The sequence below is a fragment of the Flavobacterium orientale genome (assembly GCF_014638005.1).
GTDB classification, from domain to species: Bacteria; Bacteroidota; Bacteroidia; order Flavobacteriales; family Flavobacteriaceae; genus Flavobacterium; species Flavobacterium orientale.
The window spans coordinates 55,225-67,603 of sequence record NZ_BMFG01000011.1; the positions used below are offsets into that span (position 1 = coordinate 55,225).

Here is a 12,379-nt window from a genome sequence, read left to right on the forward strand (position 1 = left end):
ATTCTTTTTTATGCTTAAAAATTAATTATCGAACTCTTCCTTAAGAATTCTCATAACTTCTAAAATTGTTTCTTCTTCTAAATCTGTTCTTCTTACTAAATCTTCAACATTTTGTTTCAAAATGCTTCTGGCGGTATCTAAACCAATTTTTGCAAATTCGTCTATAACCCATCCGTCAATTTCATCTGAAAACTCTGTTAATTCCACATCATCTTCTTCTGCAAAACTTCCTTCTCTGATAACATCCAATTCATAACCGGATAATAAACCGGCTAATTTAATATTGTGTCCGCCTCTTCCAATTGCTTTAGAAACTTCTTCTAATTTCAAATAAACTTCGGCTCTTTTTTTGTCTTCATCAATTTTAATCGAAGAAACCTTTGCAGGACTTAATGCTCTTGTTATAAAAAGCTGATTGTTGCTTGTATAATTAATTACATCAATATTTTCGTTTCCTAACTCACGAACAATTCCATGAATTCTGGAGCCTTTCATGCCAACACAAGCTCCAACAGGATCAATTCTATCATCATAAGAATCAACAGCTACTTTTGCTTTTTCCCCCGGTATTCTCACCACTTTTCTGATGGTAATCAAACCGTCAAAAATTTCAGGAATTTCTTGTTCAAATAATTTTTCTAAAAACTTCTCAGAAGTTCTTGACATTATAATTTGAGGTTTGTTTCCCTTTAATTCAACGCCCTCAATGATTCCTTTTACATTATCTCCTTTTCTGAAAAAATCAGAAGGAATTTGTTTCTCTTTTGGCAAAACAATTTCGTTACCGTCATCATCCACCAAAATTACAACTCTTGGTCGTACATGGTGTACTTCTGCTGTATAAATTTCTCCAATTAAATCCTTGAAGTGTTTATACAAATTGGTGCTGTCATGCTCGTGAATTTTAGAAATTAGATTTTGACGTAAAGCTAAAATAGCTCTTCTTCCCAAATCTATTAATTTTACTTCTTCAGACACATCTTCTCCAACTTCAAAATCGGGCTCAATCTTACGAGCAGCTGATAATGATATTTCTGAATTTTCATCTTCAACTTCTCCATCGGCAACAACTACACGATTTCTCCATATTTCCATATCTCCTTTGTCAGGATTGATAATGATATCAAAATTGTCATCTGAACCGTATTTCTTTTTTAAAGCGTTTCTGAAAACATCTTCTAAAATGGCCATTAAAGTTACACGATCAATTGACTTGTCGTCTTTAAACTCTGAAAATGATTCAATTAATGCTAAATTTTCCATGCTAAATTGTAAAAATTTCTAAAATATAATAATAACTAATGCTTCTTTAATTTCACTAAATGGTAACTTAACCATTTTTTTTACCGTCTCTTTTCCTTTTCCAACTTTTTTTGGCTCTCTTGCGGTCCAACTTAAAGTTATTGCTTCATCAGAAACGGAGTCTAATGTTGCTTCATAAATTTCAGAATTGGTTTTAACTTGTAAAACCCTTCCAATATTTTTTTTGTATTGTCTGATCGATTTCAATGGTGTTGAAACCCCGGCAGACGCCACTTCAAGAGAAAAATCTACTTCTTCCCTATCTAAATTATGTTCGATAGCTCTGCTTATATCAATACAATCTTGAAGTGTAACACCGTGATCGCCATCGAGAATCACATTTATTTTATTGGCATCAGAAATAGAAAAATCAATCAAAAACAACTCCGGTTTTTCTTCTAATCCTTGCTTTAATAATTCGAAAACTTTGTCTTTAAAAACCATATTTTTATAAAAAGAGGCACGCTTTGCGTGCCTCATTATTCAGTATCAAACAAATAATGGTGCAAATATAGTGTTTTTTTTATTAAATAAAAATCATTGTAATTTGTTTAAAAATATTTGTACCTTTATATTTCAAATTAACAAACTACAAAAACGAATAGCGACACTTATGAAAAAAATTTTAATCCCCACCGACTTTTCAAAACATGCCGAATATGCTTTAAAAGTTGCCGCACAAATTGCTAGAAAAAACAATGGTGAGATTTATTTATTACATATTTTAGAATTACCTCATCAAGCAGGTGATGCACTTTCTAGCGGACATGAAATCCCGGAAATTATGTTCTTTAAAAGAGCCGCCATGCAAAAACTGGAAGACTTAATGGATTCCGAAATTTTTGAAGGCCTAAATGTATCTGAAATTGTTCAGTTTGATTTGGCTTTTGATGGCATCATGGATATCAGCAAAAAAAATAATGTTGATTTAATTGTGATGGGTTCACATGGAGCAAGTGGATTTAAAGAAATGTTTATTGGTTCAAATGCCGAAAAAGTGGTTAGATCATCTGACGTTCCGGTTTTAATCATCAAAAACGAAATTGAAAACTTTGAAATAAATAAATTTGTATTCGCCTCTGATTTTTCTGAAGAAATAAAAGCCCCTTTTGAAAAAGTAGTAGCATTCGCTAATGCTTTTGATGCAGAATTGAACTTGGTGATGATTAATACACCAAATAGTTTCAAATCTACTTTAGTAGCACAGGATATTATGAATAAATTTTTGACAGGTTTTACAATAAAAAAACATGCCACTCATATTTTTAACGATGCAAATGTTGAAAAAGGTATTCTGAACTTTGCAAAAAGTATTGACGCCGATTTAATTGGAATGTGTACGCACGGAAGAAAGGGCTTATCGCATTTCTTCAACGGAAGTATAAGTGAAGATCTAGTGAATCATGCCTTAAAACCTGTTGTTACTTTTAAAATATAATTTTGCTTCAAAAAAACAAAATCCCGTTAAGAAACCTAAACGGGATTTTTGTTTTATCTAGAATTTAGAAATCTATAGTTCCAATGCTTTTTTAGGATTGTTATCCATCAACAACTCTGTTGGGTTTTCTAAACCTTCTTTCACAGCAACTAAAAATCCTACTGATTCTCTACCATCGATGATTCGGTGATCATAAGACAACGCCACATACATCATTGGGGCAATAACCACTTGCCCGTTTACAGCAATAGGACGCTCAATAATATTGTGCATTCCTAAAATCCCTGATTGTGGCGGGTTGATGATTGGTGTAGAAAGCATACTCCCGAAAACACCACCGTTTGAAATGGTAAATGTTCCTCCTGTCATATCGTCAACCGTGATTTGACCATCACGAGCACGAATGGCCAAACGTTTGATTTCTGATTCAATTCCGCGGAAAGACAATGTTTCTGCATTTCTAACTACGGGAACCATTAATCCTTTTGGTCCGGAAACTGCTACAGAAATATCACAGAAATCATAAGCAATTTTGTGATCGCCATCAATCATTGAATTTACATCCGGATATAATTGTAAAGCTCTGGTTACGGCTTTGGTAAAGAAAGACATAAAGCCTAATCCTAATCCGTGTTTGTCTTTAAAAGCATCTTTGAATTCGCTTCTTAATTTATTTACATTGGTTAAATTTACTTCGTTAAACGTAGTTAACATCGCTGTTTCGTTTTTTGCAGAAACTAATCTTTCGGCTACTTTACGACGAAGCATTGATAATTTGGTACGTTCTGAACCACGACTTCCACCAGTTGGTGTTCCCATTGATGGTGTAGCATTTACTGCATCATCTTTGGTAATTCTTCCGCCTTTTCCGGTTCCAACAATGTCGGAAGGTTGAATATTTTTTTCGTCTAAAATTTTACGAGCTGCCGGTGAAGGTGCTTGTGTTGCATAGGTTTTTTCTGGAGCTGGAGCTGCTTTTGGAGCTTCAACTTTCTTTTCTTCTGCTTTTGGTGCTTCTGTTTTGGCTTCTGCTTTTGGTGCATCACCGGTTGGTTTTGCAGCAGATGTATCGATTAAACAAACTACGGCTCCAACGGCCACTGCATCGCCTTCTTCTGCTTTTAGCGTGATGATTCCGCTGGCTTCTGCAGGTAATTCTAACGTGGCTTTGTCTGAATCGACCTCAGCGATTGCTTGGTCTTTTTCTACGTAATCGCCGTCTTTTACTAACCAAGTTGCAATTTCAACTTCTTTTATAGATTCTCCCGGAGAGGGAACTTTCATTTCTAAAATCATCTTTTTATGTTTTTAATTATGAATTTTAATTTTTTATTGTGTGTTGTTATCTCGTTTTAGCCCTGATAGCAGCGGAAATCCTTTTGGCGTTTTTTGTTAGTTTTTGTTGGCAAAAAAAAGCGACCTTGGGAGCTCTTTTTTTGACTTACAAAAACAACAAAAAAGGGTAAAAGATTGAAGCGGATAGCAGGATTAGCTTCTTATCTAAACAAATTTTTGTCAAATACCATTCTGATTGCATCGGCGTGTCGTCTTCTGTCTCTGGTGTGACTTCCGGCGGCCGGTGCTGCATAGGCTTTTAACGACGCTAATCGCCATTTTACCAAGTCAAAATTCATTAACATAAAACTGTATGCTCCCATATTTTTGGGTTCTTCTTGTGCCCAAACGTAATCGTCTGCGTTGGGATATTTGGCTATTATTTCTTTTAATTGCTCGATTGGTAACGGGAACAATTGCTCGATTCGTACCAAAGCTACGTCATTTCTGCCTAAGTTTTCTCTTTCGGCTAAAATATCGTAGTAGAATTTTCCGGTGCAGAATACGAGTGTTTTTACTTTCTTTTTGTCAACTGAATTGTCGTCGATGGTTTCTTGGAAACTTCCGTTGTATAGTTCTTCTTTGGTTGACACACACAATGGGTGACGCAGTAAACTTTTTGGTGAAAACACGACTAACGGCTTGCGGAACTTTGTTTTCATTTGTCTTCTCAACAAGTGGAAAAAGTTCGCAGGTGTTGTACAATCGGCTACATACATATTGTGACGGGCACAAAGTTGCAGGTAACGTTCCATTCTGGCAGAAGAGTGCTCGGCACCTTGACCTTCGTAACCGTGAGGCAATAGCATAACGATTCCGTTTTGGTTGTTCCATTTGTCTTCGCCACACGAAATGTATTGGTCAATCATAATTTGGGCACCGTTGGAGAAATCGCCAAACTGGGCCTCCCAAATGGTTAAGGCGTTTGGATTGGCTAAAGCATAACCATAGTCGAAACCTAAAACGCCATATTCTGAAAGGAACGAGTTGAACACGCTGAACTTTCCTTTTTTATCTTTTAATCCGTTTAATAAAATTACTTCTTCTTCGCTGTCTTCCACTTTTACAACGGCGTGACGGTGCGAGAAAGTTCCTCTTTCGACATCTTGACCGGAAATTCGAACGTCGTAACCTTCGGTTAATAATGTTCCGTAGGCTAATGTTTCGGCAGTTCCCCAATCGATTGTATCGTTATCGTACATTGTTTTTCTGTCGGTAACAATTTTGCTGATTTTATTGATGAATTTTTTATCGGATGGCAATGTAGAAATCGATTCGGCAATAACATCTAATTTCTTTTTGTCGAATGTTGTTTTTACTTTTTTCAACATTTCATCATCTGAAACTTGCTCAAATCCTTCCCATTCATTTTGCATAAATGGTGTGATGATGGTCAATTCTTTTTTGCGAGAAGCTTCTAAGTTTTGATCTAATTTGGCTTTGTAATCACTTTCAATTTTATTGACGTAGGTTTGGTCAACAATTCCATCAACAATTAACTTTTCAGCATAAATATCTCTTGGATTTCTATGTTTTGCGATGATTTTGTATAAAACCGGTTGCGTAAAACGAGGTTCATCACCTTCATTATGACCGTATTTTCTATAACCTAATAAATCGATAAATACGTCACGACCAAAAGTCATTCTGAAATCTAACGCAAAAAGCATTGCGTGAACTACGGCTTCAGTATCATCTGCATTGACGTGTAAAACCGGTGAAAGTGTCACTTTCGCTACATCCGTACAATAAATAGATGAACGAGCATCAAGGTAATTGGTTGTAAACCCGACTTGGTTATTAATCACCAAATGAATTGTTCCTCCGGTTTTGTAACCGTCCAATTGCGACATTTGCACAATTTCATACACGATTCCTTGTCCGGCCACTGCGGCATCTCCGTGAACTGCGATTGGCAACACTTTTGAGAAATCGTTCGGGAAATATTTGTCTTGCTTTGCTCTGGTAATCCCTTCAATCACAGCACCAACCGTTTCTAAATGCGAAGGGTTTGGAGCTAAATTGATGTTGATGTTTTTACCTGATTTTGTTTTTCTGTCGGCAGTTAAACCTAAATGGTATTTTACGTCGCCGTCAAAATATTCTTTATCATAATCTTTTCCGTCAAATTCGGAGAAAATATCTTGTGTTGGTTTGCCAAAAATGTTGGCTAAGATGTTCAAACGACCACGGTGAGCCATTCCCATCACAAATTGCTCAACGCCTTTTTCGGCTGCTGCTTCAATTAATGCATCTAAAGCTGGGATGATGCTTTCTCCTCCTTCTAACGAAAAACGTTTTTGACCTACATATTTTGTATGTAAAAAGTTTTCGAAAGAAACGGCTTCGTTTAATTTATTTAAAATATGTTTTTTCTGATCTCCGGAGAAATTAGGTAAATTATCATTGATGTTTAATCGTCGTTGAATCCACTCGATGACTTCCGGTTTACGGATGTACATGTATTCAATTCCGATGGATTGGCAATACACATTTTCTAAATGCTTGACAATTTCACGCAATGGCTTAGGTTCGTGACCCAATACTTTTGCGGCATCAAAAACCGTATCTAAATCGGATGAGGCTAAACCGAAATTTTCTAAAGCCAAGGTTGGAGCATAAACTCTACGCTCACGAACAGGATTGGTTTTGGTGAATAAATGACCACGTGTTCTGTAGGCATCAATTAATTTTAGAACATTAAATTCTTTTTGTAATTTATCGGAAACGAGACTACAGTCCTGATTTCCGGCTGAAAAATCGGCCAATTGATTGATAGCATTGCCATCCGAAGCAGATTCTAAACCAAAATCAAAACCTTGAAAGAAAGCCCTCCAACTTGGTTCAACAGTATCCGGATTAACGGTATATTGTTCATATAAATCGGCAAAAAATTGTGTGTGAGCTGCGTTTAAAAAGGAAAACCTATCCATAATTAGTAGTAATAAACCTTATGTGTTAAAAATAGTTTTGCAAAAGTACAATAATTGCCATAATCTTTTATTTATTTTTGCATACTTTTATGTTTTAAATTGCTAAAAAGATATAGATATGAATAGGTTCAAAAAACTTTCATTACTTTTTGTATTATTGGTAGCTGTTTTATACAACGAAAATACTTTTGCTCAAGCAGATACAACAAGTACTCATCAAACTAAAAGTGCGTTTTGGTCCAAGGTGCGTTTTGGTGGTGGATTTGGCCTGGCAATTGGAAACAACTATACCGATGTTATGTTGGCTCCCGGAGCGATTTATGATTTTAATAAATACATCAGTTTAGGTTTTGGTTTGCAAGGAAGTTATGTGAAACAAAAAAACTTTTTTGAATCCTATATTTATGGAGCAAGCATGATTGTTTTGGGAAATCCTATTCCGGAGGTTCAGCTTTCTGCTGAGTTAGAACAATTACGAGTGAACACTACTTATGATAACAATTTGGGTTCTTTTAAAGATAATTTTTGGAATACCGGTTTGTTTTTAGGTGCCGGTTATCAAAACAATAATGTTACTGTGGGATTGCGTTACAATGTACTGCACAACAATAATAAAAATGTATATTCTGAAGCTTGGATGCCGTTTGTTAGAGTTTATTTCTAAACCAAACTTTCTGCCATTCTCTTTTTAATATTAAAAATGCTACATCACCTGCTAGTTCAGAAATGTCATCCCCATTGAGTTTTTTGACTTCTTCTTCAGAAACATCAATAATGTAAAGCAAATTCAAATATTCGGCAAATTTGTATTGAATGAGTCGATACACTTTTTCGTGCAATTGAATTTTCAACTCATTTGGCGAAGTGCTTAACGGAAAATCAACCGGTTCGTTGGCAAAATTGAAGTCTTTATTGAGCTGTTCAATCAATTTAAGATATAAATTTTCTTTCTCTGCTTCAGACAAAAGATGATCGGTTGATGTTGGGATGGGATACATTTAGATTATTTGTTTATTATAGCTATTACTTCCTATTACCTTTTACCCATTACCTTCTATACCTTTCTTTTCATCAACTTCTCTCCAAATGCTCTCAAAACCATTTTTTTATCTTCCCCAATCTGCATTTTGGTTAAGGTGTCAAAGGCTTTTATAGTATACGCTTCAATCGCGATTTGAGTTGCTTCTGAGGATCCGGTTTGATTAAAAAATTCTTTTACTGATTCAATTTTTTCTGAATTATCATTGGGTTGAATGGAATATAAATGTAACAATTGCTCACGTTCTTCTGCTTTGGCAAATTCCATTGCTTTTAAGTAAAGATACGTTTTTTTGTTTTCGATAATATCGCCACCAACTTGTTTGCCAAAAGTCTCTGGATTTCCAAAACAATCTAAATAATCATCTTGCAATTGAAAAGCGATACCTAAATTCAAACCAAAATCATAAATTAAATTGGCATTTTCTTCTGATGTTTCGGCAATAATCGCTCCCATCTTCATAGCGGCACCAACCAAAACAGCTGTTTTATATTCAATCATTTTTAAATATTCAGGAATAGTAACATCGTCTCGAGTTTCAAAATCAACATCATATTGCTGACCTTCACAAACTTCCAAAGCCGTTTTACTGAATAATTTCGCTAATGCTCTAAAAATTGCAGGTTCATAACTTTCAAAATATTGATACGCCAAAATCAACATCGCATCTCCGGATAAAATTCCGGTATTAATATTCCATTTTTCATGAACAGTTTCTTTTCCTCTTCGTAATGGAGCATCGTCCATAATATCATCATGAACTAATGAAAAATTATGGAAAACTTCCACCGCTGTTGCAGCAGAAAGTGCTTTTGTAAAATCAACATCAAAAACCTCAGTCGCCATTAAAGTCAAAACCGGACGCATTCTCTTTCCACCCAAACGCAAAATATAATCTATTGGTTCATACAGATTTTTAGGTTCTTTTAAAATTTTTTGATTTTCTAAATGTACAAGAAAATGTTCTTGATAAACCGCAATAGAATGCATTGATGAAAGATTTTTAGTTTAATGGAATACAAAGAAAACCAAAAAAAACCGAATGTAGAAACCTGACGAATAATTACATCCAAAACAAATGTTAAATAATTGTAAATACTTTGGAAACTATTTTGGTGTTAAAAGTTTCCGCTCTACATTTGCACACGAATTTTAATGAAAATGATGAAAGATAAAATTATTAGTAAAGCAACCGACTTGTTCTTGAAATTGGGTTTTAAAAGCATTACAATGGATGATATTGCTTGCGAAATGTGCATTTCAAAGAAAACCATTTATAAGTTTTTTGCCAATAAAGAAATTTTAATCGAACAATCAACCGATGCGGTTCACAAACAAGTTCATGGTACAATTGAGAAAATTGCATCAAACAATCACAACGCGATTGAAGAAAATTTTATGGTTAGAAAAATGTTTCGAGATATGTTCGTCAATTTAGACACATCGCCTATCTATCAATTAAAAAAACATTATCCCGCCATCTATGAGAATGTAATGAGTAAACAATTGGAAGAATGCAATTGGTTTTTCACACAAAATATCGAAAAAGGAATTCAACAAGGTTTATACAGAAACACAATTAACGTGGAAACCTATGCTAAATTTTATTATATCTTAATTTTCAGCATCAATGAAAATACAATTTTAGAAAAAGAAACACAACAACTGGAATATGAAGCTTTAGAATATCATACTAGAGCTATTGCCACACCAGAAGGCATCAAAGAATTAGAAAATCAGTTAGAAAAATTCAATCAATAATCATCAATCAATAAACATGAAGAAATTATCAATCTTCCTCTTGCTCGCTTGTTTAGGTATGCAGGCACAAGAAACTAAAAAAAGCTATTCGTTTTCGCTTCAGCAAGCAATTGATTATGCTTTACAGTACAATTACTCTGCAATTAATTCAGGTCGTGACATTGAAGCGGCAAAAAAGAAAAAATGGGAAACCACAGCATCTGGATTACCACAAATTAACGCCGGCTTGGATTATCAAAATAATTTTAAACTACAAACACAAGCTGTATCAGGTAATGTATTTGATCCCGATGGCGATCCAAACCAAATTTCAACATTTGCTTTTGGCACCAAGCATTCCATGGTAGCCCGTTCAACTTTAAGTCAATTGATTTTTGATGGCTCCTATATTGTTGCACTTCAAGCTTCAAAAACGTATTTACAATATTATGAAAGCTCAAAAAAGAAAACCGATTTGGAAGTACGTGAAATGATTATCAATTCCTATGGAAATGTATTATTAGCCGAAGAAAATATTGCAATCTTAGAAAAGAATAAAGCTACATTAGATAAAACATTATTTGACACTGAACAAACCTTCAAAAACGGTCTAATTGAAGAAGAAAATGTGGAACAATTAAAAATCACGCTTTCAAGTATAAACAGTAGCCTGAATTATACGAAACGGTTAAAAGATATTTCATACAACATGCTTAAAATCAATTTGGGAATTGAGCTGGAAGAAGAACTTTCTCTAACCGATAAATTAGAAAACCTTACTGTATCCAATTTAGACATGGCTTTAACCGGTTCATCGTTTGAAGTAGAAAACAGTATTGATTACGCTCTTTCAACCAACTTCGTAGAACAACGAACGTTGGAAATGAAGTTAGAAAAAAGCAAATTTCTACCTTCACTATCAGCCAATTTGAATTTTGGTTACAATGCTTTTGGTGATCAATTTGAATTTTTTACACAAAATCAAAGATGGTTTAACTATTCCAATTTAGGCGTTGGTTTAAACGTTCCCATTTTTAGCAGTTTTGGTAAAAACGCAAAAGTGCAACAGTCAAAAATTGCATTAGAACAAGCTCAAACTCAGTTAACAGAAACCGAACAACGTTTGAAACTACAATACCAAAATGCCAAAAGTGATTATGAATACAGTGTAGAACAATATTTCAGTTCAAAAGAAAACTTATCCTTGGCAGAACGCATCGAAAAAAAGCAACAAGTAAAATTTACTGAAGGTCTTTCAACTAGTTTTGAGTTTACAGACGCTCAACGTCAATTATATTCTGCACAACAAAGTTATCTTCAGTCTATGGTAGATGTCATCAGTAGAAAAGCAGCTTTAGAAAAAGCAATCGGAAAAACAAATTAAATCAATCAAAATTCAATCAATATATTATGAAAAAAATTCTATACTTAGTTACTTTTTCACTTTTAGTTTCGGCTTGTTCAGGCGAAAAAAGTGATGTAAATGTGGATGATGTTGTTAAGTCAAAAGATTTAAATCAAATCAAATCATCTCGCGAAATCGTTCACAAAGAATATGAAAAATTAGTAGCCGATTTAGCAAAATTAGATAAAGCCATCGCCGAATTAGATCCGAACAAAAAAAATCCGTTAGTAAAAACAGTTACTTTAAAAGACTCTTTGTTCACACATTACATCGAAATTCAAGGAAACGTGGATACGAAAGAAAACATCGTAATCAGTCCGGAATATTCAGGGATATTAACGCAAGTTTATGTAAAAGCAGGTCAAAAAGTTTCAAAAGGACAAATTTTAGCTCGAATTGATGACGGAGGAATGGGTTCTCAATTAGCTCAAGCCGAAACACAATTAGCTTTAGCGAAAACTACTTTTGAAAGACAAAAAAATCTTTGGGATCAAAAAATTGGTTCAGAAATTCAGTTTTTACAAGCTAAAACTTCGTTGGAAAGTCAACAAAAAGCAGTAGCCCAAATTAAATCACAATTAAACAAAACCAACGTTATTGCTCCTTTTTCAGGAACAATTGACGAAGTGATTACCGAAAAAGGAAAAGTGGTTTCTCCAGGGATGGAATTGTTTAGAATTGTAAATTTAAGTAATATGTATGTTACCGCAAATGTTCCGGAAAATTACATTAGCCAATTAAAAGTAGGTGCTTTAGTAGAAGTTTATTTGAATTCTCTAGGGAAAACCTATCAAGGAAAAGTACGTCAAGTGGGCAATTACATCAACCCAAACAACCGTACATTCGGAATTGAAATCGCATTGCCAAATCCGGATAATTTACTTAGACCAAACCAAGTTGCGGTGTTGAAGATTGAAGATTATAAAAACCCGAAAGCGTTATTGCTCCCTGAAAACATCATTCAAGAAAATGCCGAAGGAAAGAAAATTGTCTATACTGTTGCGAATGTTGACAGCAAAAACAATGCAAAAGCCGTTCAAAAAACCGTGGAATTAGGTTACACAACCGGTGCTTTTGTTGAAATCAAATCAGGCTTAGAACCGGGAGAAATGGTGGTTACTGATGGTGCAAAATCATTGAAAGACGGCATCACTGTTGAAGTTATCAAATAAATAAACTCATAAAAC

The 12,379-nt window shown here is 34.5% G+C and carries 11 protein-coding genes; 5 read left to right on the forward strand and 6 right to left on the reverse strand.

The genetic code is table 11. The features are described 5' to 3' along the window. Positions 1-21 precede the first annotated feature (21 nt). The gene (nusA, locus tag IEV15_RS12715) at positions 22-1,263 is read right to left on the reverse strand and encodes a transcription termination factor NusA (RefSeq protein WP_188362910.1); all 1,242 of its coding nucleotides are present in this window, start codon (positions 1,261-1,263) and stop codon (positions 22-24) included. 18 nt (positions 1,264-1,281) lie between these two features. Next, positions 1,282-1,746, reverse strand: coding sequence for a ribosome assembly cofactor RimP (rimP, locus tag IEV15_RS12720; RefSeq protein ID WP_188362958.1), 465 nt, complete (start codon positions 1,744-1,746; stop codon positions 1,282-1,284). A 169-nt stretch (positions 1,747-1,915) separates the two neighbouring features. Between rimP and IEV15_RS12725 the strand changes: the two genes are divergently transcribed. Further along, positions 1,916-2,740: a universal stress protein gene (locus IEV15_RS12725; RefSeq protein WP_188362911.1), complete on the forward strand. Its 825-nt coding sequence runs from the start codon at positions 1,916-1,918 to the stop codon at positions 2,738-2,740. Between the two features lie 72 nt (positions 2,741-2,812). Here IEV15_RS12725 and odhB read toward each other — a convergent pair whose 3' ends face one another. Further along, positions 2,813-4,036, reverse strand: a complete 1,224-nt coding sequence (odhB, locus tag IEV15_RS12730; protein ID WP_188362912.1) for a 2-oxoglutarate dehydrogenase complex dihydrolipoyllysine-residue succinyltransferase — start codon at positions 4,034-4,036, stop codon at positions 2,813-2,815. A gap of 200 nt (positions 4,037-4,236) precedes the next feature. Further along, on the reverse strand, positions 4,237-7,008 hold the full coding sequence (locus tag IEV15_RS12735; RefSeq protein ID WP_188362913.1) for a 2-oxoglutarate dehydrogenase E1 component: 2,772 nt from the start codon (positions 7,006-7,008) through the stop codon (positions 4,237-4,239). A 118-nt stretch (positions 7,009-7,126) separates the two neighbouring features. On the opposite strand from IEV15_RS12735, the gene IEV15_RS12740 reads away from it, so the two are divergent. Further along, entirely contained in the window at positions 7,127-7,672 is a 546-nt protein-coding gene (locus IEV15_RS12740) for a hypothetical protein (protein WP_188362914.1), read from the forward strand. Here the strand turns inward: IEV15_RS12740 and IEV15_RS12745 are convergent. Together IEV15_RS12745 and IEV15_RS12750 are read right to left on the reverse strand one after the other, a co-directional pair. Next, positions 7,656-8,006: a hypothetical protein gene (locus IEV15_RS12745; protein ID WP_188362915.1), complete on the reverse strand. Its 351-nt coding sequence runs from the start codon at positions 8,004-8,006 to the stop codon at positions 7,656-7,658. The genes IEV15_RS12740 and IEV15_RS12745 overlap by 17 nt on opposite strands. Positions 8,007-8,062: 56 nt before the next feature. Then, on the reverse strand, positions 8,063-9,037 hold the full coding sequence (locus IEV15_RS12750; protein WP_188362916.1) for a polyprenyl synthetase family protein: 975 nt from the start codon (positions 9,035-9,037) through the stop codon (positions 8,063-8,065). A gap of 174 nt (positions 9,038-9,211) precedes the next feature. Here IEV15_RS12750 and IEV15_RS12755 point away from each other — a divergent pair, with 174 nt between their 5' ends. The 3 genes from IEV15_RS12755 to IEV15_RS12765 are packed head-to-tail and all read left to right on the forward strand — an operon-like array spanning position 9,212 to position 12,364. Then, complete coding sequence (locus IEV15_RS12755; RefSeq protein ID WP_188362959.1) at positions 9,212-9,808, forward strand: TetR/AcrR family transcriptional regulator; 597 nt, start codon at positions 9,212-9,214, stop codon at positions 9,806-9,808. 16 nt (positions 9,809-9,824) lie between these two features. Further along, positions 9,825-11,171 carry a TolC family protein gene (locus IEV15_RS12760; protein ID WP_188362917.1) on the forward strand — a complete coding sequence of 449 codons (1,347 nt, stop codon included), beginning with the start codon at positions 9,825-9,827 and terminating at the stop codon, positions 11,169-11,171. A gap of 26 nt (positions 11,172-11,197) precedes the next feature. Further along, positions 11,198-12,364 (forward strand): efflux RND transporter periplasmic adaptor subunit, encoded by a 1,167-nt coding sequence (locus tag IEV15_RS12765; RefSeq protein ID WP_188362918.1) that lies wholly within the window; start codon positions 11,198-11,200, stop codon positions 12,362-12,364. Positions 12,365-12,379: the final 15 nt, after the last annotated feature.